The sequence below is a fragment of the Neobacillus niacini genome, assembly GCF_048572935.1.
GTDB lineage: Bacteria > Bacillota > Bacilli > Bacillales > Cytobacillaceae > Neobacillus > Neobacillus niacini.
Map to the genome: position 1 here is coordinate 3,993,991 of NZ_CP183883.1, position 20,334 is coordinate 4,014,324.

A 20,334-nucleotide genomic window follows, 5' to 3' on the forward strand; every position below is an offset into this window, starting at 1 on the left:
CCCTACAATAACAAGAGACATTGATTTTTTAAGATCAATGTCTCTTGTTTTCTATTCTGCATCCGTTATTGCAATAAGAAAATGAATCGTTATTAGCAGCCAGTTAATAGTTAAGGAAATAATTGCAAATAATAAATATCAAATCACACCTAGAAATCATTAAGGACGTGGATATTATCAAAACAATAAAAATATCAGTTTTATGTATTGTTCTAACCTTTTCTTTTTCATTTGTTGCTAACGCAAACTATACAAGTGAAGAATTTCAACAATCGTTTTTTAAAATCGGCTATAAAGGTATTTACGAGGCGTTAGATGAAAATAATAAACATTTTAAACAATCTATTGCTTTACCAGTTCAATTACCATCAATTACTTTCACCCACGGTTTCGGCAGATTCAGTAATCTTGATGGTGAGTCGAATGATAAATTAGAAATCAACTACTTGAATAAGGATGTACCACAGAATCACTATAAGATTTTTGTCCAACCTGTTAAATATGGGCTTGAATTCAGAGAGGATCTTATTGACCAAAGGCTAAAAACAAAAGACGGCAACGAAGCACTTTACAGTACGAAAGCCGTAAGAGATTTTAACCTCTTAGTTTTCAAAAAAAACGAATTCCAATATATTTTGAGTGTAGATAAAAGAATCTCTGATAAAGTGACGCCTGAATTATTAGTTGAAATTGCAGATTCCATATCGTAAAGTTGAAAAAAGCATCCGAGTGTTTAAATTTTATTAAGGGTCAAGAGATTTCTTATAACCATTATCAACATTGAATTCATATTTAATAAGGGATAAATTAAAAAGGATAGGTGAGCAGTAGAAATTATGCTCTACCTATCCTTATTTTTGTACTACAAATGACCTCATTTACTACACAACAAAAATATAATGTTGTTGTGCTACCGCACCTGATTGTTTAAGTACAATTCTTCACAATCTCATTCAACCTGTTAAATCAGGAATAAGGTATACCCGTTTTTCCTTTTCATCGATAGTAATAATAAAAACTGCCTCTGTGTCGATTTTATTTTATTTTCTAATTTCTGCCGGTATATGGATTGTTCCTTTTTGATTATAGGTACACTTATTTTCTTTTTCAAAGCCTTCTTTACTTGTTAATACAATTTTTTTACCATCTATAAATATATTGATATTAAAAAATAAATCGAAATGATTCCTAAATTCATTTACAAACACATAGATTTATTTTAGAATGTAAAACGTAACAATTTCGTTTTATCTCATTCTATAAAAAATTTTATATATTAAAGGAGTAATTCTATGAAAATTTCTACACTTATGTCTACCTCTGTTCTAGCTTTAAGCCTTTTGTTAACAGGTTGTGGATCCAAAGAAGTTGTAAAAACTGGAGAAAATAAAGAAAAAAACTCTTTAACAGTCTATACCACCATTTATCCGCTTGAAGATTTCACTAAAAAAATTGGCGGAAGTTACGTCGAAGTAAAAAGTATTTATCCCCCAAATGTAGATGCCCATTCCTTTGAGCCTTCTACTAAAGACATGGTTGCACTAGCCAATTCAGATTTATTTATCTATACAGGAGTTGGAATTGAAGGGTTTGCTGAAAAAGCAACAGAAGCTTTGGAAAAGGAGGATGTACAAGTCTTAAAAGCCGCAGATGGAATCGAACTCATTGAATCCACTGATGATCATCATCATGATGATGAAGAAGGACATTCTGATGAAAATGAAGGTGAACACACAGAATCGGAAAACCATGAAGGTGAAGAACATAATCATAGTGACGTAGATCCCCACGTATGGTTAGATCCTGTACTTTCTATCACTCTAGCAAATAACATTAAAAACTCTTTAAGTAAATTAATGCCAGAGCACGCAGCAGAGTTTGAAACCAATTTTAATCAGCTAAAAAGCGAGCTCGAAAAACTGGATCAGGAATTTAAAACGACTATTGAGAGTTCAAAAACGAAGAATTTATTAGTTTCTCATGATGCTTATGGATATTGGGAAAAGCGATATGGCATTGAAGCGATTTCCATATCAGGTTTATCACCCACACAAGAACCAACTCAGAAAGAACTGCAAGCAATCATTGAAGAGTCTACAGAACATAACATTCATTATGTGATTTTCGAGCAGAATGTTTCAACAAAGGTAGCAAAAGTCATCCAAGAAGAATTAGGAGCAAAGTCTCTTAGTCTCCATAATCTAGAGGCAATAACAGAAGAAAACATTAAACAAAAAGATGATTACTTCAGCATCATGCGAAAGAATTTAGAAACGATAAAGAAAGTTTTAAATGACTAACAACATACTGACTAATCAATCCCGGCCATTTTTGCGGCTGGGATTCCCTTTACATAAATCTATCAAGGTATATTTATAAAATTTTTTCATACTCTATTAAATGTACAAACTATTTAATAGAAACTGGAGGTATTTATGTATCGCATTGTTCGCAATAATATCATTGAACTTACGGGTATTATGATCATTGTATTAGCACTTTTAATGCTTTCATTTAGTACTAGCTTTAAACTTTCATTCGATGTACCTCCTTCTCTATTAAATCTAAACACGATATTTCTAAGTATTTTAATAGAGGCACTGCCATTTGTTCTAATAGGAGTCCTCATTGCGGGTGTGATTCAAATATTTGTCACCGAAGAACATATTCAACGCTGGATTCCCAAAAATAAGGTTTTAGCTATCATCATGAGTTGTATAATTGGTGCCCTCTTTCCTGCATGTGAATGTGGTATAGTTCCTATCGTCCGTCGTCTTGTTGGGAAAGGAGTACCCATCCACGCTGCCATCGGTTTTATGCTGACAGGTCCGCTCATTAATCCCATTGTGATTGCCTCTACTTATATGGCATTTGGGAACGATTTTAAGATTGCGGGATTAAGAATGGGGTTAGGTTTTTTTGTCGCTTTAATGGTTGCATTGGTTGTTAGCATTATTTTTAGAGGAAATCAATTAAAAACTCCTATTCATACAAGATCTTCACATACACTCTCTAAAAAAGACTCTCTTTCAACAAGATTTTGGTCCATGTTAACCCATTCCATTGATGAGTTTTTTGATATGGGCAAGTACCTCGTTATGGGAGCTTTTTTAGCTGCATTTGTACAAACCTATCTACCTGCAAAAACTCTCTTGGAAGCTGGCAGCGGACCGATATCATCTCTATCGCTCATGATGGGATTATCTTACGTTTTATCGCTTTGTTCTGAAGCAGATGCATTTATTGGTGCTTCCTTCAGCAATATTTTTCCAACTTCAGCCATACTAGGATTCTTAATCTTTGGTCCAATGATGGATTTAAAAAATACCCTTATGATGTTGAGCGTATTTCGAGTGAAGTTTGTTTTCGGTGTGCTAGCTTTAATCATTTCGATTATCTTTATGACGATCATGCTTGCGCAAAGCTTTATTTAAGGGGGAAACGTCGTGAGATTCCATTTTCAGCAGGCTGTCAGAGCGTTTATTTTACTAGCTTTTTCAGTGATGCTTTTTAAGCTTCATTTTACTGGGGAAATGACGAAGTTTATTAATCCCAAATATGAGGGTTTAAGTCAGTCTGCTTCTGTATTATTTCTAATTTTGTTTATTATCCAAACGACAAGAGTATGGACCGTTAAAGAAAACAATCAGCATCACCATTGTCATCACGATGCACACGACCATAACTGTAGTCACGACCATGGAGATTCCCCTTTTAGTACAAAAAAATTAATCGCTTATCTTGTTATTGTTTTTCCTTTGATCACGGGGTTCCTGCTCCCTTCAAAGGTTCTCGACGCATCTATTGCTGATAAAAAAGGCGGGCTGGCCGTACTATCAAATCAGAGGGCAGAGAAGAAACAAGAGGAGGAGCCTGTACCTAACAATAATCAACAGGAAGATCCTGTTATTAATGAGGATCTTGTAGACCTTTCGCGTATAGAAGACAACATTTATACAAACGAAGAATACGAACAATTAATACAGCAATTAGAACAAAGTTCCACTATTGAGATGAACGATCATGTTTTTTCTACCTATTATGAAGAAATGCATATGGACCTCGATAAATTTAAAGGTAGAGAAATCCATTTAAAAGGATTTGTTTATAAAGAAGATGGGCTTGAAAAAAACCAGCTTGTACTAGCAAGATTTTTGATAACACATTGTGTAGCAGATGCTGGCATCGTTGGATTTATATCAGAGTTACCAGAAGCATCGTCACTAGAAGTAAATACCTGGATTGAAGCGAAAGGCGTTTTGGATACCACGAATTATAATGGCACTAAATTTCCAATCATAAAAATTACCAACTGGAAAGTAATTGATGAACCGAAAGAACCTTATCTCTATCCAATTAGCGTGAAAATCCTTTAGAAAAAGTAGCCTTAGTTCTAATTGAACTAAGGCTATTAATATTGACGATATACATAAGGATCTTCTGGTGTACTAATCGTCTCCCATGATGTCACTTTTAAGTACGGGATGGTCTTCTTAAAGGGCTGATAATAGATGGTTTCCAGTTTTCCACTTACCGTAAGCCACTCATCATTTTTAGGGTTAACATCCTCCGGAAGCTCCACTAACATTCCAAACACACCCGAGTCTGCAACACAGTGAATAATTCCAAATCGAAAAAGAAATTTTTGGTTCACAGCTAATTCATCTGTGCTATAGGAGAATCCTGTTATTTTTACTTCTTTGCCAATAAATTGTCCAGGATAATTATAGATGGATTCTAAATCCGTTAAATAGTTACTTTCATTCAGTTCAAGCATATCTTTTTTCAGTAGTTTCTTTAACGATTTAGCCATTAAGTCATCGTAGTCATTTTGTCCATAATAAAGACTTGTATCAGGTTGTAAAAATTGATGCTGGCTACTTGAATCGCTGTCTGCATAAACAGGAAAATAAAAGCCCTTTTTCTCAACAATATTCGAATCAAGTGTTGCGACAGGCAGAAATAGACCAGTCAAAATCGGAATAACAAATACTCCATAGGTTATTGCTTTTTTCCACCAAGTATTTTCTTCATTTGAATGCCCACAATCATCTCCACATTGATCATGATCGTGATCGTGTTGATCTTCTTTCAGATAAAAATAAATACTAAGGAATGTGAAAATGGCTAGAATATAAATGGCAGAGTAAGATAAATAAGAATATTTCATATTGATATACTTAGAGATATCTCCTGATGCATGCAAATGCATAAATAAATACGTTAATCCAATTAATATGAGTGTTCTTAACATATCAGCACCACCACCTCCCTACTTAATAAATAACGTTATTATGGCGACCAAGACCGTTATATAGCCCATTAAATACAGAACAAATTTCACTTTGAATGTTCCTAAGAGCATTAACGTATTTTTAATATCCAGCATTGGTCCAAAAACAAGAAAGGCAACAAGGGAACCTGTTGAGAATGTACTTCTAAATGATGCTGCTACAAAGGCATCCGCCTCTGAACATAACGAAAGAACATAAGCGAGACCCATCATAACCAGGTTAGAAGATAACGGACCTTGTCCAATGTCCAGCAAGGTAGCTGTTTTTACCGTGGTTTGAATGACTGCCGCAACAAACGCACCAAGGATTAAGAATTTCCCAACTGAAAACAGCTCATCAATTGAATGCTTTAGCATGCCAATAAATTTTCCTTTAAATGATTTCCGGTGAACATGGTCAGCTACATCATTCTTTAACTGAGAATCCTTGAATTGTATGGAAAGTAACCCACCCACAATGAGAGCAACCAGTAAGGCGATTCCTCCACGATAAAAAACCATATCCCAATTGTTCCCAAATGCAATATAAGTGGAAAACAACACGATAGGATTTATCACTGGACCGGTAAGCATAAAAGGGATTGCTGCATAAAGCGGAACACCTTTTGCCATTAATCGTCGCGTAATTGGAACAATTCCACACTCACAAGCAGGAAAAATAGCACCTATCAAAGCAGCAGAAATAACGGCAAGTATTTTGTTTTTCGGAATGATCCGAGCCATCATTTCTTCCGTTACAAAAATCTGGATAATCCCTGATATTAATACCCCTAACAAGATAAAAGGCAATGCCTCAATTAAAATACTTATAAAGATCGTATTCATTTGCAAGAATAATTCGCCCTTCATACTTAACGACCTCTCTATTTTAGTCTTTTTCTAAGGATAAATTATTAAAATATGAAAATCACATTAAAAAGCACCTATAAAATTCTATAGGTGTTATCAAATAAATTCAACAAAATGTCAATGTATTAATTGGAATTTATTTGTAATACTATATAATATTCATATTTAGACATATCCCTTCCCCTTTACAATTACCACTAAGTATTTCCCTTTCTTTTACCATCTTTCCCCTTAATTCAATAAAAGATGGCCACTGTACTGGCAGCCGCATTTTAAAAGAACGACCCCGTATGCAAGACAACTACAAACTCTCAGGCAAGTGATTTTTATACATTTCTATTGCATTTGTATTTTCTTTTAGAACAGCCACAATTTTGGGATGAGGCTTAGCATAAATTACTGGATACTCCTTTTCATCAAGTCCTTTATTAATGGGAAAAGCTAATTTTTCTTCATCAATTGAAAATTGGGCGTCAATTCCCTCTTTATTTCCACGAGCATCAACCCTAATCCATTTATTAAGTGATTTAAGGAATATGGCATTTAAAGCGTGAATACAATACCCTTTTTCTGGAGTGTCAAATAACATCAATCTTTGATAACAAAACCCTGTTGGTATTCCCTGTGAACGCAATAAAGCCGCTAATAGGTGTGATTTTGCATAGCAAATTCCCTCTTTAAAGTCTAATACGTCCGAAGCTTTACAAGTAACTCGGTTCGATTTTTTATCCCAAGAATGAGATATTTCATCACGAACAAATTCAAAAGCTATCCTTGCTTTTTCAATTTCCGTTTGAGATGGATTAAAAAGATCATCTGCTTTCTTTTTTATAATTGGATTAGAATAATTAACTTCTGTTAATTCGAGTAAATAGTCATCTAGTTTTTCCGATTCATAAAACAGAATCATCAATCCTTCTCCCCTCAACACGATCTATATAAATATTAATATCTATGAATTATTATACATTTATTTATAAAGTAGATTAAAGAGTTTAGTAGTTAACCTACCCTTTTTGTGAAAATAAATTTTCAATGGAAACTTTTTCAATTCCAAAACGGTCTAATTAATTAAAATTATTAATTCAAAAATTTAGGTGTTTAGAGGCGAAATAATAATGAAAAAAACTTTAGATAGATTTATCCTTATTAGAAAAAGCTGCCTAAATGGCAGCTAAATGCTAAAACTACAGCGTATTTAGTAAACTAACCTTTTTCAACTTGTAGTATTTTTTTATGATTTTGTTGTCTCCACTGCACAGCATGATGACTCCTGAACAATATCTTCTAAATCTCCTTTAGTAAAAAAGAATTCCCATTCGTTTCCTTCAGGATCGGTTACCCAAAATTTATCTTGGGTTGCATAGCAGCAATTAACGTCCATTTCTTCACGAGCAAAGAAACCTAATTTCTCTAAACGCTCTTTGTGCTTGAATACTTCATCCCGATCTTCCACTTGAAATCCAAAATGGCCTACCTGATTTCCTGATACTTTATCCTTTAAGTTTAATGTGAAATTTAACGCTGGGTCATTCAGTAGAAATTTGGCATAGTCTGACCTTACCTTCTCAGGCTCAGTATTAAACACTTGAGAATAAAACTTAATCGACTTTTCTAAATCCGTTACATTTACACCAACATGGATCTTCATAAAAAACATCTCCTTTAAGTTTTAGCGGCGGAATAAATCAAATATTTTTGATTTATAGTTCGTAAATCAATTTTTTTTGATTTATAGGTACAGTATATTAGCAAATATTTCTAATTACAACCCCTTTATCAAAAAAAATTGATTAAATAATATAGATCAAAATAAACTGGTCTGGAGTACATAATATTGACAGCCTAAATCAAATATTTTTGATTTACGCCAGTTGACACATGAAAATTTTGGATATATGATGAATTCATCAAGATTATTTGATTAAAAAGAAGGTGTTAATATGAATGAGAAAATTAAATTAAAAGACATATCATTAGAACAGACTTTTGAAAAATATGAATTAAAATTTAAAGCCATTGCTGATAAAAAAAGACTACAGATAATGAATATCCTAACCCAAAATGGTGCAATGTGCGTCTGCGATCTTGCTCCAATGATGGATATGGCCCAGTCCAAGCTTTCTTATCATTTAAAGATTTTATTAGATGCCAACATTATAAAAAAAGAAACACGTGGAACCTGGAGTTATTATGAGCTGAATCAAGAAGAACTTAATCATTTGTTATCCCATGAACTATGCTGTATTTTTAAACCTACGTGTTGTTAAATTTTTTTATTCAATATATCAATTTTTTTTGATTAATACATCAATATTATTTGATTAACTGGAGGGGTTCATCATGTATTTTAATGAGTACGAAAAAATACAATTAATGAAATTACGCCAAGAGGGAGTTGAAAAAAAGGCTACAAAAGCTTGGCAAATGTATGTCTTACAAAAAGAATCTTTTTTGCAAAGGATTATATCGAGATTTAGAACCAGAAGGGATACCACCATCGTAAAAAACAATTGTGAGTGCGTGTGTTGTTAAGATTTAATGCAAATAGAGGTTGCCAGATAGACAGTTAACCATGGCGGTATGTTGAAAATAGAGTATTACTTTTATATCTAAATTGATTCAGGATTTAAAAAGTAAAAGGACCTGAAAAGGTCCTTTTCTAACAACATCTACCTGTATTACCTATCATTGAAATACCTTGTCCATTTCCACTTCGATCAAGAATAAGGTCTTCTGTATTTGGTTCAATGATAGGGTCAATTGCTACCTTTATTTGATTAATTGTCATGATAATATCATCTGCTTCTGCACCATCCAGGCGCAGTCCAATCCTTGGCTGCCCTCAGCCATACCCATCAAAAAAGATACGAATGCAATCAGCATTTTGTTCTTTGAACATTTTTTTCAACTCATTACGAGCTTCGTCAGTGATTCTCATGTCCCTTTCCTCCCGTATGACTTATATATTTATAATTACTCCCCGTTTCAGCAAAACGCTGAATCCGGCCACCAATTTCATCACGAACCCTTTTATAAGTTAGTTTTAGGCTGCATGTTAATGATGAACACCCTAGCAAAAAGCCAGGGTGTTGGCCAGGTCTCTTTCTCTTCTAATATCTTCGGTGTCGTAAGCGCTGTACCTACTATAAATAGCCGTTCCGCTTCCAATTCACTATGCTTATGGAAAACATGGATACCTATTTTACAAATAAAACCACGTCAGCATAGAATTCACCATCCAAAACAACTTCGTAACGCCACAATCCACTATATGGTACTTCGAAAGTGGCGGTAAATCGTTCTAACGTAGCGTATCCTGCTGAAGGTTCATTCATTATAGTCGGGGGTACAGCTGTAATTCTTTCCGATGTTTCTTTGTGATAAGCATAAATGGCTAATTCCTTCCCCTTAAAGGTTTCGAATGATGCAGTAAAATGAAACAAATAACCAAAAGGTTTCCCTGCCTCAAAAAAAGGATCTGGAGCCACTGACAATAATGTTACTCCATCTTTTACATATTCATCATGGGATTTCCAATCTTCCTTTGGTTCATCATACACCCGAACAAACACAGTGCCAAAAAGTTCATTACCGAAATATGCATCTAACTTCCACATTCCACTCTTGGGTAGTGACATCAGAGACGGAGTGTGTCGGTCTGCTCCGTTATTTGGACCGCCTACCTCTATACCTTCCAATACATTTATTTGTTCATTATCATTTTCGTGAGTTGCCACTACTTTTAATTTCCCTTTAAATTCTTGATTTTCTCCCCAAAAGTGCCACATATACTTTTGAGTTTTATTTGGATAAAATCTTACTACTTCATTATTTTCATAAATAAAGCCTAAACGCTGTTTTTCACCAATCATGGTGTAACCACCTGATTTAAATAAAGAACTTTCTTTCCAACTTTGAGTTTGTTTTTCGGCATTTTTATCTTTTACTTCATTAACTATACTGCCAGACCACTTTTCTCCTATCGATAGATCGGCAACAATGATAAAGAAAACTAAGCTGAATACCGTTGTTAACAGTTTTGGAAACCACTCGAACCGGTTTCTCCTATTTGGATTCTTTACTGCTTTTCTAATTTTAGCTTTCTGCTCTTTTGTAAAATGAGTGCCCTTAAGTACAGTATCATCCATAGCTTTTCGAAGATTATTCAACTGTTCTTCCATAGAGTTCACTTCTTTCCAATGAATTTTTTACGAGTTTTCGCCCTCTATTTAGCCTGGTTTTGACTGTATTTTCATTTAGGGCTAGTAGTTCTGCAATTTCTGCTATGGACATCTCTTCATAATAGAAAAGAATAATGACTTCTCGATACTTTATTGGTAATGAAAGGACTGTTTGTGACAGTTTTTCTTTTTCATTATTCAACATCAACTTCATTTCTGGAGATAATTCCTTATGACTAAACTGTTTTAGCAAGTTATTGTTAAATATATATCTTTTAATAAAAGTGCTTTTTAACAGATCTTTTGAACGATTGATTGTTATTCGAAATATCCATGGTTTAAAATAAACGATTTTAGACACTTTATGATATTGGTTATAGCAAGTGATAAAAACATCTTGAACAACATCTTGTGCCAATCCCCAATCTTTAAGGTAGTTGAATGCTAACTTTGTTAATCTTTCACCATATTCTTGCATAATCAAATCGAGCCAAACGTCGATATTATTTTCTACAAAATTATCATCTTCTGTACTGTAAGCCATTTGCTCACCACCTTAATTTGCTATAGCTATAACGACATACAGTTATTAAAAGTTTCATTTTATTTCCAAAATTGCTTCAAAATTTATTTTAAAATGCATTTGTTGAATTGTCATATAGATAACCTGTTTTTAGAACAAAGCGATAAAACTAGGAATTAATGAAAGGACGCAATGTTATACTAGCCATCCTAACAAATCAAACAACGTTCCTCTTATATGTTCCTGTTGCATATAATACAATGGACTGCCCATTTATTGGGCAGCCCACCTTTGGTGAATGAATCTTGATTAAGATTGGAAACATACTATGTATTCAATAAATGAGCTTCGGTGCAATTCCCCGAGTTCATATTTTTATTAAAGATCCCATGAGAGTTGTTCTATTGCTTTTTTCTTTGTTTGGGCAATTAAGTCTTTGCCACGTATCCCTTTATTATATCGTTGTAATAGTGTGGTGAGTCTTATGCCAGTTTCCTTTGACCAGCCTGATAAGGATTTGGTAACCCCATCGATTTCAACCTGAATGATTTTACGATTATATGCAAATAGTTCTTCTCCCCTAATACCAGATTTGTAACGTTTACTAATAATGGTATTAGATAGTCCCTTTTCTTTAGACCATTCATTAATGGTCTTTGTTTCATTTCCAACCGTAATATATACTTTTTGAACTCCAACAGGCAATAATAAGTCTTTTTCTTCCCACCCCGACTCAATTCTATATCTTAACGCTTTGGGACCAATACCTGAAATCCGAGACCATTCCGCAATTGTCTTGGTTTCTCCGTTAATGGTAATAAGACGATTATTTCTTGTGTTGTTACCTTGCTCCTTATCTGATCTTTCCTCTGTATTATCATGTAATTTTCTCATTTTCGTAAATTCTCCATAATGTCTAAACTAAAATATATTAAATTACTCTACTTTTCTTCTACTATATCAAATAGAGAGAGTTTGTAAATCATGGAAAAATTAAAGAATTTACCGCAGTAGAATATTGGTTCTTAAAAATAATTAATATTACATTTTGATTTCCTCAGCCAACTCCATATTCAAACTGAATTGCTGGTCTAGGAATCCATTCGGTATTAATGCTAATTCTTAAATAAACCGATTGCCATCTTAATGGACTCCCTTATTCCAACCAAACTGCGTCGTTAGTCAACAAGAAAATCTGCCATAATGACAGCTCTGTTCTTAAAATATTTCACTTGCTACTTTAAGTAATTTATTCACAAACTTACTATTTAGAGGCAAGTTCTTTTTTTAACGAAGCATACTCGTCTCTTCAAGACTCTTGAGTACAAAGGATTGCAGTGTATCCCCCGAGAATTCAAATAAAATCGGCATGAAACTGTTTGACGAGGATTATGGAAAAATGCGGATAAAATTAACCTCACAAAAAACCTCCCCGATCGTGCAGCGGGAGGTTAAAATTCAATTTTAATCTTTTCCGATTCGTTGATTTTTGTTTCTTCCCTATTAAAAACATCACTTGTAGTTAGTTTAATCCACTCAATGTTTTCTGCATCTCCAGCATTAGGCGTTCCACTCTCCGCGGCATTGACAATAAAGCCAAGGTTACCTGACTTTGTACTATTCCCAGTAAGTTCACCGTTTAACTCTTCAAGGTAAATATCTTTTTCCCAATCAAATGTTTCACCTGTGTTCGTTTTAAGAAGCGCGATTGGTGCAAAATTGACTTTCTCAGAAGAGGTGTTTTTGATCTCAACGAAAACTTTAACAAAATCAAATTCCTCATCATGAGTTAGTACATGAAAATAATCAATCATACTATAATCCGGTCTTAAATGAATCATTTTCATCTCTTTTACTATCAATTCGATTGGGCCCACTTTATATGTTTGGTTTACTTGTTTAATGGCTTTTAAAGTGGCTTCACCCTTTGAATCGGAAAAAGTTTGGCCAACTTTAAGAAGAGACTGGTCATCCGTTACTTGTGGATTGGGCTGATATTTCTTATTTGTTTCCTGTTTCTCGGTCTTTATTGAAGTCTCTTCTGCTTTTGTGTTCTCAACAGTACTTTTTTCATTATTTACAGTAGCATCATTTGCTGAACAACCAACAAGCAATAAGATTAATAATAGGAAATTAAGAGATTGCTTCAAGATGTTTCCTCCGCATGAGTTTATTTTCAAATAAAAGTTCCCGTTGCTATGTAGTGTAGCAACGGGATATTTAGCTTGTATTCTCTTATTTATCTTCGATTTTGATGTCATATTTTAAAACATCGAAGATATTTTTCGCAATATCCGTATTATCAATTTGCCCGGCAAATTTTTCACTTGAAGGTCCAAATGCATAGACAGGAACGTCTTCGCCTGTATGTCCGCCTGTTGTCCAGCCAGTGTGTGAACGCTTATTAAAGATATTTTCTATCGCATTGTCAATATCGAGAACTTTCTTTGCAGCCGCAGCAGTCTCCACAGACTGGATTTCTTCTGGTGTTAACGCAAGAACATTTTGATCAATATACTTTTTCAATGTTTCTTCAACACCTGCACCTTTAGCGATCTTCTCTGCCATGAAGTCAGGTGTACGCTTTGCTGCTTTGATTGGCTCACCAAACCAGTTATAGTTACCATCCGCACCGATGGAATATCCTCCAGTCGAATGGTCAGCAGTTGCCACTACTAGTGTATGCTTGTCCTTTTTTGCAAAATCAATAGCAGCTTTATACGCTTTTTCAAAGTCTTCCATTTCACTCATGGCACCGACAATATCATTGTCATGTCCTGCCCAGTCTACTTGGCTTCCTTCAATCATTAAGAAGAAACCATCCTTATCTTGACTTAAACGAGAAATGGCTGCGTTTGTCATTTCTTCAAGTGAGGGGGTTTCCGCTGGACGGTCAATCATCTTTGGAAGTCCGCCCGGTGCAAATAAACCGAGTACTTGTTTGTTCGTATCTTTTAGTAATTCGTCTTTGTTTGTTACATAGCTGTATCCAGCTTTTTGGAATTCTTCTGTTAGGTTACGATCATTACGAACGAAGTTACTTACACCTCCACCTAACATAACATCAACTTTATGCTGACCATTTACCATTTCATCGTAGTAGTCATCTGCAATGGAGTTCATGTTTTTACGGCTTTTATCATGTGATCCAAATGAAGCTGGAGTTGCATGAGTGATTTCCGAAGTCGCCACAAGACCTGTTGCCTTTCCTTGTTCTTTAGCAGCTTCTAGTACCGTTTTTACTTCAGATCCATTATTGTCGACTGCAATGGCATTGTTATATGTTTTAATCCCAGCCGACATTGCCGTTGCTGCAGATGCTGAGTCTGTTACGTTTTGTGCAGGATCTTCTGGATATGTCATTTGTTGTCCCACAAAGTATTGATCAAATGCTGTTTTTTCAGCTATTTTAGTGGAAGGATCATTTTTTAAATAGCGATAGGCAGATGTATAAGAAACTCCCATTCCATCACCAATTAAGACAATCACGTTTTTGATGTCCGCATTATTAGTAGCCGGCTCTTTTGCCTCTGCAGGTGATATAGCACCCATTAAACTCCCGAATGCGACTGTTGAAAGAACAGCTACTGGAATTAGTTTGTTAGTAAACTTTTTTTTGTTTAACAATCTCGTTTCCCCCTAGTTGATGTCTTAATCTTTCTTACAAAATACATTCTAAAACTAAATTGTTAAGTTGATTATAATAACTTGTAAATTTAGCATTAAGATTCCTTTACAAAAAATTATTGTGACTGTTTTCTAGTTTGTGAAAGATTTTCCTACCCTGATAACTTAATGTTTGAACAGGCATGTGGCCATATCAGTTGTTTCCGTTTTAAGACATGAAATATTAACTAGTCAAAAAATGTTTATCCCCATCATATTTGTCATTTTACCTAAAATAAATCCCTTCTATAACAAAAGGGATGCAATATCCTGCTCTTGTATCACAACTAACCTGAAATCCTTAGGATCAAAACACCTATAATCATTGAAAAGTTCATTAAGATTGGCATTTTCCCCATTTTAAAACAAGGCTTTTCCATTGGGAACAAGCAACCAAGTTATCCAATAAAATGATAAATTCTGTTTCTAATTTATCAACCATTTCAACGATTTCTTCTGCCCTTTTTCGCATGGAAGAAACCATTAGTGGTGATGTTTACATAGATGGTGGGGAAACAGAAGTCATGAGACACATTGCGCTGGTAGTAAAAGATTTGCGCTCCACTTACCCAAAAATTCGATATCACCTTACAGTGGAAATGAAGACGATGTGACGGAACGACTTGATAAGGGACTTCTTGACTTTGGTATTTTAATTCAACCGGCTGATTATCGAAATACAATTATATTGATATCCCTGGTAATGATGTTTGGGGTGTTGTGATGAGAAAAGATAGTCCTCTTGCCTCGAAAAATACCATTCAAGTAGTGGATTTATTAAATGTTCCGGTGATTTGTTCACGACAGGCTATGAAACAGACGTTTTCTAAAAATGAATTTGCAGATTGGTTTGGTGAAGATTTTGAAAAAATCAAATGTCGTGACTACCTATAATCTTGCATATAATGCTGCCATTATGGTTGATGAGGGTATTGGTTATGCAATAACTCTTGATAAATTAGTAAATACGTCAAACGACAGTAACCTTTGTTTTAGACCGCTAGAGCCAAGACTTGAATCTGGCTTAAATATTGTTTGGAAGAAGCACCAGGTTTTTTCTGTGCTGCTATGTTTTTAAAAGAAACAGGCGAAATTTAGAAATTCTTTATCTGATGTCTAGGGATCATTTAGTGCTTCTACCATGTACGCGTGGCAGTTCTATGAGGCATTAGAGTTTTAGAAACCAGAACCCTTCTCATTTTTGAGAATTTTTTTTGAGAGGAGACTTATGTCCAACCCTTAGAACAACCAAAGCATAAATTAATAGTAGCATGAGAGCAAAGGAGGGAATTAGAATGGGACTTAGGATACAAATAGAACCAGAAGCATTACGTTCCTGTTACAATAGATATACTACTATTTTTACAAGAGGACGTTCTTCTTTTTTATTTTTACCACTCACTTTTGAGGAAAAAGTAGTTAAGGGTTATAGGTTTTATCCAAGACAGAATGATTGGCACCCATATACTATAGCTTACTCTAATATTCTTAACTTTCAATGTTCCAATTAATTATCTGGACAAAGACCAATTTACAAACCCCTTTTTGGGTGCTGGAATTGCTCTAGCACCTATTATGTTGTTGAAAAGTTACACCATTTTATTTCCTAACGAGCCAGTAAGCCGTTCAATAAGCATTTAATAAAAAGGTTCCCAACTCTTCTAGGGTTGATTCACTCATCTGTTAGCTGAAAATTTACATATGCCCAGTTAAGTGGAAGTATAAGACAGCAATTATATAGGAAGTATTACTAGAAATAAATGAGCAACGCATTTCGAATTGCGTTGCTTTAATTCACCCTTGCACTCATTACTTTAAGTTTAACCGTCACAAACCTTGAAGAATAAATGCGATGATAAAGACTATAATGAAAAAATTGGTCAGGCAGCCTTTAGCCTTATTTTCTATATTATCCATTTCTTGATTATATCCGCAGGAAAGGCAAATGGTGATCCAGTAAAAATTACCCTCAAATCCACCACCCCTACGTTCTTTGTAGGCATTCTTCTTACCGCATTTTGGGCATACGTGCCTCGTTTTAGGAATATTATATTTTCCTATATAATATAACCCCCATTGTAGAAACAGGAACTTTCCCTAAATATTCAACGCCTTATTTTCTAAAACCTCTTTCAACTACACTGCATCGTTACTTCAATAAGAAAAAAGTGTATTACTCTTTCAGATTAATACAGTCCTTACATCAGATTTATCTATCAGTTTTCTTTATTACTACTAAGAATAAACCCAAAACAGCCACAACAACCAGTGAAACTAAAACCAAAGAAGGTACTTCGTCACTCCAAGACAGAAGTCCAGTTTTGGTGGCAATATATGCAGAGGATTGGCTAATTGAAGCTGAAAGTTGTTGAATTGAATATACAATAACATCAGTAATAATTACCTGTGCAATTAGAAAATAGCCTAATAATTCTCTCATCTTATGCCCTCTTGCCCTTAATTATACAGCTATTTTGGTAAGTGGAAATAAATCCCTAGTTCCATTAACCTGCAACGTTTGTTTAAGTAGAATTCTTCATAGTCTCACAAATCGTTAGATTAATAAGAAAATGTCATTGCCTCATTGCTGAAGTAATGCCACAACCCACCAAATGGTCATTACTTGTATTCTTTATTATATTGAATTAGCAATATCAACTAATGCCTCAGGTGTAACTTTGTCCAATATCTTTTTGTCAATTCCAAGCATATATTGCCAATTATCTTTTTCAAAAACAAGAAAATTCATAACTGGATCGTTGCCTATATAAACTACTTTTTGACCATTTTCAAGTGTATAGACTCTGTGAGTGCCTCTATCTTTAAAATTTATTTTCTTATTTAAAGGTCGAATATCAACTTTATAATTATTTTCTCGTGACTTTTCATTTAAAAAATAGATTGATAGTAAATCATTGGTGTCAAATTCCTAATCTTCATAATATCTTCCGAATTGATGGGTGAAAATAATAGGAGGTTTTGTTTTTGGCAATTTCACATCTTCTTTGAAGTGATTTTCAAATTCCTTAACGGCTTCTTCAACAGATGTGTATCCAACTTGAGTGAACATCCAACTTCGCCACAGCTATGCCAAACACCTATTGAACAATGGAGCTCCAATTGATGTAATTCAAAGTTTACTAGGACACGAAAAAAGCGAAACAACTAGGATTTATGCTCTCCGCTGCCTTTCCACTATTGAACCCTAGTTTAAGTACATTTCTTCACAATCTGATAACATTACAAAAGTTTATTTTTATGGTAGTTAAAAGATTTGTTCGAGTTCGGGGACTGTTTTTGTCACTAAACTAAGTCTAATTTTCTTTTAATATTTTGCCAAGCACCATTCTTTAGTTTCTTGGTCGGCAAAAGATGTTTCTACACTATTTAAATAAATTTGCCGGTAATCTTCTTCGCTTAAATTAAATTCTTTGTTAACTAGATGGATTTCTTTTGTCATTGTAGTATTAGATACTGTTCTGTTATCCGTATTAATTGTCACTTTTACTCCATCTTTATGAAACTTATAAATCGGATGTTCAGAATAATGATGAACAGCTTTCGTTTGGACATTACTTGTTGGACACATTTCAAGCACTACCTGTCTTTCTTTCACGATCTTATAAGCCTCAGGACAATCTTTAATAAATACTCCATGTCCGACTCTCTCGGCACCTAACAGTTCAACAGCTTCAAGGACGTTTTCACCAATTCCCGTTTCACCGGCATGAATAGTGACTCTATAGCCATATTCTTTGGCTAAGAGAATTGGATCTACGAATCTTTCACAAAACCCCTTTTCTTCTGATGCACATAGGTCAATTGCCACTACCCCTTTTCCTAGGAACTCTTTCCCCTTTTCAACCACCTCAAATGCACTTTCCACAGACATTGTCCTCATGCAAGACAAGATTATATTTCCTTTTATTTCGTAACAGCTTTCAGCTTCCCTCATCCCCTCTATAACAGATTGAATAACTTCTTCAACACCAAGCCCTTTTAATGTGTGAAGTAACGGGGCAAATCTGACTTCCATATATTTCACATTTTCCCTTGCTGCATCCTCAAATAGCTCAAAAGTAATTCTTCTTAAGTTCTCCTTGGACTGCATGACCAAATTAGGAAGAGAAAATCTTTCTAAATACTCATTAAGGGATTCACATTCTAACGGGGCAATCAGTTCCTTTTGCAGTTCATCCTTATCAAAAGAGGGTAACTGAATGCCTTCCTTCTGGGCAATATCGATAATCGTTTCAACCCTAAGGCTTCCATCCAGATGACAGTGAAGTTCAATTTTTGGCAATGCTAAAAAGTTCATTTTTGACCTCCTGAAATAATAATTAAAATATAGAAAAAAAAAATTCCTGACTACGAAGAAAATACAAATCTTGTACTTTCTTCGTAATCAGGAATTTCGGTTCCTGGTAGAGACCTCCAAACCATATTATTGGAGTTATACGAAATTTTATTGAATTCATTAACGTTTTTTAAAGGATAATAAAAAAAGTTTAGATTGTCAACATGGTGCCTCATACCGATAAATCATTTTGTTTTTTTGTAAAAGCATATTCTACAATAAAAATTATTACTTGCCTTCTTCAACAAACCTACACTGTTATTTCAATAAGAAAAGCTGCCTCAATGACAGCTCTGATCTCAAACTCTTGCATCCCGTTAGTTAAAGTACATCTCTTCACAATGTTATTTAGGAGATCTGAGCTTACAATATTTCATTCAAGCTTATTACTTAGATATTCCCCGAAGGTGATTTTCCCCATTTTTCGCAAAGAATTTGTATTTTTACCTTCGGAGATAGATTTGTACAGTTCTCCTGGAAAAGAAAAACTTAAAACTTTATTTGATTCATTATTTTTTTTGATTTTCAGTTCAGCCATTTCTTTTAATGTCATAATATCTGGTCCACCAAAATCCTCCGCTCTTCCTTGTGGATCTTTTTCCACTAAACCTATTAGATAACTGGCAAATTCACCAACATCAACACTTTGAAATTTAAAGTTTCCAGGGACAATATATCTTTTAAAGAGTGGTTTTGATATAAATAAATTTTCGACAAAGTTGTGGAATTGAGTGGCACGTACAATCGTATGAGGGATAGAACAATTTTTTAACAATTCTTCTGCTTCATATTTTTGCTTATAATAGTTAAATGGTATTTCATCTATCCCAACAATTGACGGATAAATAAGATGTTTTATGTGGTTCATTTTACCTAAAAACTCCTTAAAACCTAAGACCTCGACCATTTTTGAATTTTTAATCGGACTTGTTGCTGCGTGAATTATTACATCTACATCTTTTATTGCTTCTTCTACTCCTTCACCAGACGATAAATCGCTATAAATCCACTCGAAATGTCCTATTCCTTCAGGTTTTCTTCTAGAAGTTATTTTAACTTTATAATCAGAACCTTTTAGTTGCTTAAGTAAAGTCGAACCTAGTTGTCCTGTTGAACCAGTAACCAATATTCTCAAAGTAAACACTCCCATTCTAACGAATTTCCTCTTTACTGTCATATTCAGAATTTGGGTTTTTAATTCAACTAACCTGCTTCAATAGCTGAATAAGGAAAAGCCAAAGAAATTTTGGCAGCCTGATCTTCGGACCTTTAAAGGCTTTTTTGGATTCCACATTTTTTTTGAAGAAGTACGCTACAATTAAGCCTGTTAGATAATCAGTAGCCATTATAATCCCTAATACAATCACCAGATGCCAAATAAATAGGAAACACTTATAAAAGCACCTCCTGTCGCTGTGTTCCATAGTGTATCTGAATTGTGTTTCATCACTTTACCTCCTAA

20 protein-coding genes, 2 pseudogenes and 1 riboswitch are annotated in these 20,334 nt (G+C 34.3%); of the genes and pseudogenes, 7 read left to right on the plus strand and 15 right to left on the minus strand.

Features of this window, described 5'->3' with window-relative positions; genetic code table 11:
• Nucleotides 1–122: 122 nt before the first annotated feature.
• From ACN6MT_RS19705 to ACN6MT_RS19720, 4 genes are all read left to right on the plus strand, one after another.
• Nucleotides 123–710 carry a hypothetical protein gene (locus tag ACN6MT_RS19705; protein ID WP_419887652.1) on the plus strand — a complete coding sequence of 196 codons (588 nt, stop codon included), beginning with the start codon at nucleotides 123–125 and terminating at the stop codon, nucleotides 708–710.
• 582 nt (nucleotides 711–1,292) lie between these two features.
• Entirely contained in the window at nucleotides 1,293–2,300 is a 1,008-nt protein-coding gene (locus tag ACN6MT_RS19710; protein WP_419887653.1) for a metal ABC transporter substrate-binding protein, read from the plus strand.
• Nucleotides 2,301–2,435: 135 nt separating this feature from the next.
• A complete protein-coding gene (locus tag ACN6MT_RS19715; RefSeq protein WP_419887654.1) occupies nucleotides 2,436–3,434 on the plus strand; it encodes a permease in 999 nt (332 codons plus the stop codon).
• A 12-nt stretch (nucleotides 3,435–3,446) separates the two neighbouring features.
• Complete coding sequence (locus tag ACN6MT_RS19720) at nucleotides 3,447–4,376, plus strand: TIGR03943 family putative permease subunit (RefSeq protein ID WP_419887655.1); 930 nt, start codon at nucleotides 3,447–3,449, stop codon at nucleotides 4,374–4,376.
• Between the two features lie 35 nt (nucleotides 4,377–4,411).
• On the opposite strand, the gene ACN6MT_RS19725 is transcribed toward ACN6MT_RS19720, so the two are convergent.
• The 4 genes from ACN6MT_RS19725 to ACN6MT_RS19740 all read right to left on the minus strand — a co-directional run bounded on the left by ACN6MT_RS19725 (nucleotide 4,412) and on the right by ACN6MT_RS19740 (nucleotide 7,793).
• A complete protein-coding gene (locus tag ACN6MT_RS19725) occupies nucleotides 4,412–5,254 on the minus strand; it encodes a TIGR03943 family putative permease subunit (RefSeq protein ID WP_419887656.1) in 843 nt (280 codons plus the stop codon).
• An 18-nt stretch (nucleotides 5,255–5,272) separates the two neighbouring features.
• On the minus strand, nucleotides 5,273–6,142 hold the full coding sequence (locus tag ACN6MT_RS19730; protein ID WP_419887657.1) for a permease: 870 nt from the start codon (nucleotides 6,140–6,142) through the stop codon (nucleotides 5,273–5,275).
• A gap of 301 nt (nucleotides 6,143–6,443) precedes the next feature.
• The gene (locus tag ACN6MT_RS19735) at nucleotides 6,444–7,052 is read right to left on the minus strand and encodes a transglutaminase-like domain-containing protein (RefSeq protein WP_419887658.1); all 609 of its coding nucleotides are present in this window, start codon (nucleotides 7,050–7,052) and stop codon (nucleotides 6,444–6,446) included.
• 324 nt (nucleotides 7,053–7,376) lie between these two features.
• The gene (locus ACN6MT_RS19740) at nucleotides 7,377–7,793 is read right to left on the minus strand and encodes an ArsI/CadI family heavy metal resistance metalloenzyme (protein WP_419887659.1); all 417 of its coding nucleotides are present in this window, start codon (nucleotides 7,791–7,793) and stop codon (nucleotides 7,377–7,379) included.
• 292 nt (nucleotides 7,794–8,085) lie between these two features.
• On the opposite strand from ACN6MT_RS19740, the gene ACN6MT_RS19745 reads away from it, so the two are divergent.
• Nucleotides 8,086–8,412, plus strand: coding sequence for an ArsR/SmtB family transcription factor (locus ACN6MT_RS19745; RefSeq protein WP_419887660.1), 327 nt, complete (start codon nucleotides 8,086–8,088; stop codon nucleotides 8,410–8,412).
• A gap of 392 nt (nucleotides 8,413–8,804) precedes the next feature.
• Here the strand turns inward: ACN6MT_RS19745 and ACN6MT_RS19750 are convergent, their stop codons facing one another.
• The 6 genes from ACN6MT_RS19750 to ACN6MT_RS19775 all read right to left on the minus strand — a co-directional run bounded on the left by ACN6MT_RS19750 (nucleotide 8,805) and on the right by ACN6MT_RS19775 (nucleotide 14,476).
• A complete protein-coding gene (locus ACN6MT_RS19750) occupies nucleotides 8,805–8,933 on the minus strand; it encodes a hypothetical protein (protein ID WP_419887661.1) in 129 nt (42 codons plus the stop codon).
• A gap of 409 nt (nucleotides 8,934–9,342) precedes the next feature.
• On the minus strand, nucleotides 9,343–10,326 hold the full coding sequence (locus ACN6MT_RS19755) for a hypothetical protein (protein ID WP_419887662.1): 984 nt from the start codon (nucleotides 10,324–10,326) through the stop codon (nucleotides 9,343–9,345).
• Nucleotides 10,307–10,870, minus strand: a complete 564-nt coding sequence (locus ACN6MT_RS19760; protein WP_419887663.1) for a sigma-70 family RNA polymerase sigma factor — start codon at nucleotides 10,868–10,870, stop codon at nucleotides 10,307–10,309. Before ACN6MT_RS19760 ends, ACN6MT_RS19755 begins: the two co-directional genes overlap by 20 nt.
• 357 nt (nucleotides 10,871–11,227) lie before the next feature.
• Nucleotides 11,228–11,743, minus strand: a complete 516-nt coding sequence (locus ACN6MT_RS19765) for a hypothetical protein (RefSeq protein WP_419887664.1) — start codon at nucleotides 11,741–11,743, stop codon at nucleotides 11,228–11,230.
• 557 nt (nucleotides 11,744–12,300) lie between these two features.
• A complete protein-coding gene (locus ACN6MT_RS19770) occupies nucleotides 12,301–12,999 on the minus strand; it encodes a DUF4352 domain-containing protein (protein ID WP_419887665.1) in 699 nt (232 codons plus the stop codon).
• Nucleotides 13,000–13,084: 85 nt separating this feature from the next.
• A complete protein-coding gene (locus ACN6MT_RS19775; RefSeq protein WP_419887666.1) occupies nucleotides 13,085–14,476 on the minus strand; it encodes an alkaline phosphatase in 1,392 nt (463 codons plus the stop codon).
• A gap of 506 nt (nucleotides 14,477–14,982) precedes the next feature.
• On the opposite strand from ACN6MT_RS19775, the pseudogene ACN6MT_RS19780 reads away from it, so the two are divergent.
• Nucleotides 14,983–15,635: pseudogene (locus ACN6MT_RS19780) on the plus strand (LysR family transcriptional regulator substrate-binding protein); the annotation flags it as partial.
• Between the two features lie 1,089 nt (nucleotides 15,636–16,724).
• On the opposite strand, the gene ACN6MT_RS19785 reads toward ACN6MT_RS19780, so the two are convergent.
• Nucleotides 16,725–16,955: a hypothetical protein gene (locus ACN6MT_RS19785; protein ID WP_419887667.1), complete on the minus strand. Its 231-nt coding sequence runs from the start codon at nucleotides 16,953–16,955 to the stop codon at nucleotides 16,725–16,727.
• Between the two features lie 489 nt (nucleotides 16,956–17,444).
• Nucleotides 17,445–17,585, minus strand: coding sequence for a hypothetical protein (locus ACN6MT_RS19790; protein WP_419887668.1), 141 nt, complete (start codon nucleotides 17,583–17,585; stop codon nucleotides 17,445–17,447).
• Between the two features lies 1 nt (nucleotide 17,586).
• Here ACN6MT_RS19790 and ACN6MT_RS19795 point away from each other — a divergent pair.
• Nucleotides 17,587–17,724, plus strand: a pseudogene (locus ACN6MT_RS19795) (tyrosine-type recombinase/integrase); the annotation flags it as partial.
• A 116-nt stretch (nucleotides 17,725–17,840) separates the two neighbouring features.
• Here the strand turns inward: ACN6MT_RS19795 and add are convergent.
• The 3 genes from add to ACN6MT_RS19810 form a co-directional block, all read right to left on the minus strand.
• Nucleotides 17,841–18,833 (minus strand): adenosine deaminase, encoded by a 993-nt coding sequence (gene add / locus ACN6MT_RS19800; protein WP_419887669.1) that lies wholly within the window; start codon nucleotides 18,831–18,833, stop codon nucleotides 17,841–17,843.
• Between the two features lie 64 nt (nucleotides 18,834–18,897).
• A riboswitch (purine riboswitch) is annotated at nucleotides 18,898–18,996 on the minus strand.
• Between the two features lie 249 nt (nucleotides 18,997–19,245).
• Nucleotides 19,246–20,016 carry an SDR family oxidoreductase gene (locus tag ACN6MT_RS19805; protein ID WP_419956490.1) on the minus strand — a complete coding sequence of 257 codons (771 nt, stop codon included), beginning with the start codon at nucleotides 20,014–20,016 and terminating at the stop codon, nucleotides 19,246–19,248.
• Between the two features lie 55 nt (nucleotides 20,017–20,071).
• Nucleotides 20,072–20,296: a phage holin family protein gene (locus tag ACN6MT_RS19810; protein ID WP_419887670.1), complete on the minus strand. Its 225-nt coding sequence runs from the start codon at nucleotides 20,294–20,296 to the stop codon at nucleotides 20,072–20,074.
• Nucleotides 20,297–20,334: the final 38 nt, after the last annotated feature.

Coding starts and splice junctions, on each gene's coding strand:
- ACN6MT_RS19710 (WP_419887653.1), top strand. CDS start 1,293: ATGAAAATTTCTACACTTATGTCTACCTCTGTTCTAGCTTTAAGCCTT.
- ACN6MT_RS19715 (WP_419887654.1), top strand. CDS start 2,436: ATGTATCGCATTGTTCGCAATAATATCATTGAACTTACGGGTATTATG.
- ACN6MT_RS19725 (WP_419887656.1), bottom strand. CDS start 5,254: ATGTTAAGAACACTCATATTAATTGGATTAACGTATTTATTTATGCAT.
- ACN6MT_RS19730 (WP_419887657.1), bottom strand. CDS start 6,142: ATGAAGGGCGAATTATTCTTGCAAATGAATACGATCTTTATAAGTATT.
- ACN6MT_RS19735 (WP_419887658.1), bottom strand. CDS start 7,052: ATGATTCTGTTTTATGAATCGGAAAAACTAGATGACTATTTACTCGAA.
- ACN6MT_RS19740 (WP_419887659.1), bottom strand. CDS start 7,793: ATGAAGATCCATGTTGGTGTAAATGTAACGGATTTAGAAAAGTCGATT.
- ACN6MT_RS19745 (WP_419887660.1), top strand. CDS start 8,086: ATGAATGAGAAAATTAAATTAAAAGACATATCATTAGAACAGACTTTT.
- ACN6MT_RS19750 (WP_419887661.1), bottom strand. CDS start 8,933: ATGACAATTAATCAAATAAAGGTAGCAATTGACCCTATCATTGAACCA.
- ACN6MT_RS19755 (WP_419887662.1), bottom strand. CDS start 10,326: ATGGAAGAACAGTTGAATAATCTTCGAAAAGCTATGGATGATACTGTA.
- ACN6MT_RS19760 (WP_419887663.1), bottom strand. CDS start 10,870: ATGGCTTACAGTACAGAAGATGATAATTTTGTAGAAAATAATATCGAC.
- ACN6MT_RS19765 (WP_419887664.1), bottom strand. CDS start 11,743: ATGAGAAAATTACATGATAATACAGAGGAAAGATCAGATAAGGAGCAA.
- ACN6MT_RS19785 (WP_419887667.1), bottom strand. CDS start 16,955: ATGAGAGAATTATTAGGCTATTTTCTAATTGCACAGGTAATTATTACT.
- ACN6MT_RS19790 (WP_419887668.1), bottom strand. CDS start 17,585: ATGTTCACTCAAGTTGGATACACATCTGTTGAAGAAGCCGTTAAGGAA.
- add (WP_419887669.1), bottom strand. CDS start 18,833: ATGAACTTTTTAGCATTGCCAAAAATTGAACTTCACTGTCATCTGGAT.
- ACN6MT_RS19810 (WP_419887670.1), bottom strand. CDS start 20,296: ATGGAACACAGCGACAGGAGGTGCTTTTATAAGTGTTTCCTATTTATT.